Raw genomic sequence first — 2,961 nt, 5'->3', positions numbered from 1 at the left:
CCGCCGGTGAGTCCCCAATATCCGGAGTATCCGGTCCGGAAGCCCGTGAGGACCTCGTCGAGGATCAGCAGGGCACCGTGTTCGCGGGTGATGCGGGACAGGCCGGCGTTGAAACCCTCGCCCGGGGTGACGACGCCCATGTTGGCGGGGGCGGCCTCGGTGATGACTGCGGCGATGTTCTCGCCGTGTTTGGCGAAGGCGGCCTCGACGGCGGCGAGGTCGTTGTAGGGCAGCACGAGGGTCTCGGCGGCGGTGGCGGCCGTGACGCCGGCGGAGCCCGGCAGCGCCAGGGTGGCGACACCGGAGCCGGCGGCGGCGAGCAGCCCGTCGAGGTGGCCGTGGTAGCAGCCGGCAAACTTGATGATGAGGTCGCGGCCGGTGAAGCCGCGGGCCAGCCGGACGGCGGTCATGGTCGCCTCGGTGCCGGTGGAGACCATCCGGACGCGTTCGGCGGCGGGGACGCGCTCCTGGACAATCGCCGCGAGGTTGGCCTCATCCGGTGTCGAGGCGCCGAAGGACAGACCACGGTCGACGGCGGCGTGCACGGCGGCGAGGACCGCCGGGTGCGCGTGTCCCAGGAGTGCCGGGCCCCAGGAGCAGACCAGGTCCACGTACTCGGCGCCGTCGGCGTCGGTCAGGTACGGGCCCTTGGCGGAGACCATAAAGCGCGGCGTTCCGCCGACGGAGCCGAACGCGCGGACCGGCGAGTTGACGCCGCCCGGCATCAGCTGGCGGGCGCGGTCGAAGAGTGCCTCGTTGCGGGGGTGGCTGGAAGTCATGATTCCTATTCTTTCAGTTCAGTTCTGGGGCGCAATTCAGTTCCGGGGCGCAGGTCAGTTCTGCGGTGAGGCCCCGGCCAGCAAAGCAGCCACCCGGGGGGCCACCTCGGTGCCGAACAGCTCGATCGAGCGCATCATCGCCTTGTGCGGCAGGGTTCCGTTGCTGTATTTGAGGTCGAAGCGGTCCACTCCGAGGTTCTTTTTCAGCAGGGCGATCTTCGCGGCGACGGTGTCCGGGGAGCCGACGTAGAGTGCGCCCTCGGGGGTGCACATGGCGTCGAACTCGGCGCGGTTGCCCGGGCCCCAGCCGCGCTCGGCGCCGATCAGGTTGCGCTGGCCCAGCCAGTGCGGGAAGAACTCGTCCCGCGCTGCTTCATCGGTCTCGGCAATGTGTCCGGGCGAATGCGTGGCCATCTGCTGCATCGGGTGCCCGTATTTGGCCATCGCCTCGCGGTAAAGGTTGGCCAGCGGGGCGAAGGACCGTGGCTGTCCGCCGATGATGGCGAAGATGATCGGGTAGCCGTACTCGGCGCAGCGCAGCACCGATTCGGGGGTTCCGCCGACTCCGATCCAGGCGGGCAGCAGGTGGTGTTCCAGCGGCGGGTAGGCGCTGAGCCCGTTGATGGCCGGCCGGGTGCGGCCCTCCCAGTGGATAGGCTTCTGGGCGCGGACCTTGTCGAAGAGCTCGAGCTTCTCCTCAAACAGGACCTCGTAGTCGGCCAGGTTGAGACCGAAGAGCGGGAAGGACTCGACAAAGGAGCCGCGTCCCAACATGACCTCGGCCCGGCCGTTCGAGATGGCGTCCACGGTGGAGAAGCGCTGGAAGACGCGGATGGGGTCATCGGAGCTCAGCACGGTGACAGCGGAGCCGAGCCGGATGTGCTTGGTCCGGGCGGCCGCCGCGGCGAGGAAAACCTCCGGGGCGGAGACGGCGAAGTCGCGGCGGTGGTGCTCCCCCACACCGAAGGCGTGGAGCCCCACCTCGTCCGCGAGTTCGGCCTGTTCCAGCAGCTGCCGCAGCACCTGGGCATGCGGGACGGGATGCCCGTCGGGGAAGAGCCCGACGTCTCCGAAGGTGTTCAGCCCCAGCAGGATGCGCCCCGGGCCCACGGGGCCCGTGGGGTTCGGCCCGGAGGCGGGGTCCGGCGCTGTCACGGTGCTCATCAGGACTCCTTCAGCCAGCCGGCGAGTTCGCTTGCCCAGTAGGTCAGGACCATGTTGGCCCCGGCCCGTTTGATGCCCAGCACGGATTCGGTGATGGCCGCACGGCGGTCGATCCAGCCGTTGGCGGCGGCGGCCTCGATCATGGAGTACTCGCCGGAAATCTGGTAAGCCGCGACCGGCACCGGGCTCATCGCGGCGACGTCGGCGAGGATGTCGAGGTAGCTCATGGCTGGCTTGACCATCACCATGTCGGCGCCTTCTTCGAGGTCCAGTTCCACTTCGAGGATCGCTTCGCGGCGGTTCGCAGCGTCCATCTGGTAAGTGCGGCGGTCGCCGGTGAGCTGGGAATCGACGGCTTCGCGGAACGGTCCATAGAACGCTGAGGCGTATTTCGCGGCGTAGGCGACGACGGCGGTGTTGGCGTGGCCGGCCTCCTCGAGGGCCTGCCGGATCACGGCGATCTGTCCGTCCATCATCCCGGACGGGCCAAGGACGTGGGCGCCGGCCTCGGCCTGGGCCACGGCCATCCGGCCGTAGATCTCCAGCGTGGCGTCGTTGTCGACGTAGCCGTTGGCGTCGACGACGCCGCAGTGCCCGTGGTCGGTGAATTCGTCCAGGCAGACGTCGCTCATGATGACCAGTTCGTCGCCGACCTCAGCCCGGACGTCCCGGATGGCCTTGTTCAGCACGCCCTCGGGGTCCAGCGAGGCGGTGCCGGTGGCGTCGCGGACGGCGGGGATTCCAAAGAGCATGATGCCGCCGACGCCGAGCTCCACGGCCTCGCTGGCGGCGCGCTTCAGGGTGTCGGTGGTGTGCTGCTGCACACCGGGCATCGAGGCAATGGGGTTCGGCTCGGCCAGGCCTTCACGGATGAAGGCGGGCAGGATGAGTTCCGAGGCCGAGAGCCGGTGTTCGGCCGTCAGCCGGCGCATGGCCGGGGTGGTGCGGAGCCGGCGGGGGCGGTGGGTCGGGAAGCTCATAAGGTGTCCTTTGCTGTGGGCTCTGCGACTGGCTGGTG

Annotated in this window: 3 protein-coding genes; all 3 read right to left on the bottom strand. The window is 69.2% G+C overall.

Going from position 1 to position 2,961, the window contains the following annotated elements; translation table 11 throughout:
* The coding region (locus K789_RS0109035; RefSeq protein WP_024366478.1) for an aminotransferase class III-fold pyridoxal phosphate-dependent enzyme at nt 1–779 on the bottom strand (779 nt) is incomplete at its 3' end.
* A 54-nt stretch (nt 780–833) separates the two neighbouring features.
* The gene (locus tag K789_RS0109030; RefSeq protein ID WP_024366477.1) at nt 834–1,943 is read right to left on the bottom strand and encodes an LLM class flavin-dependent oxidoreductase; all 1,110 of its coding nucleotides are present in this window, start codon (nt 1,941–1,943) and stop codon (nt 834–836) included.
* Nucleotides 1,943–2,923 carry a porphobilinogen synthase gene (hemB, locus tag K789_RS0109025; RefSeq protein WP_024366476.1) on the bottom strand — a complete coding sequence of 327 codons (981 nt, stop codon included), beginning with the start codon at nt 2,921–2,923 and terminating at the stop codon, nt 1,943–1,945. The genes K789_RS0109030 and hemB overlap by 1 nt, the downstream gene beginning before the upstream one ends.
* Between the last annotated feature and the right edge of the window lie 38 nt (nt 2,924–2,961).

The organism is Arthrobacter sp. TB 26 (genome assembly GCF_000427315.1).
Classification (GTDB): Bacteria; Actinomycetota; Actinomycetes; order Actinomycetales; family Micrococcaceae; genus Arthrobacter.
Note: the sequence above shows the minus strand (reverse complement) of the source record. Positions and strands in the feature narration are given on the sequence as shown.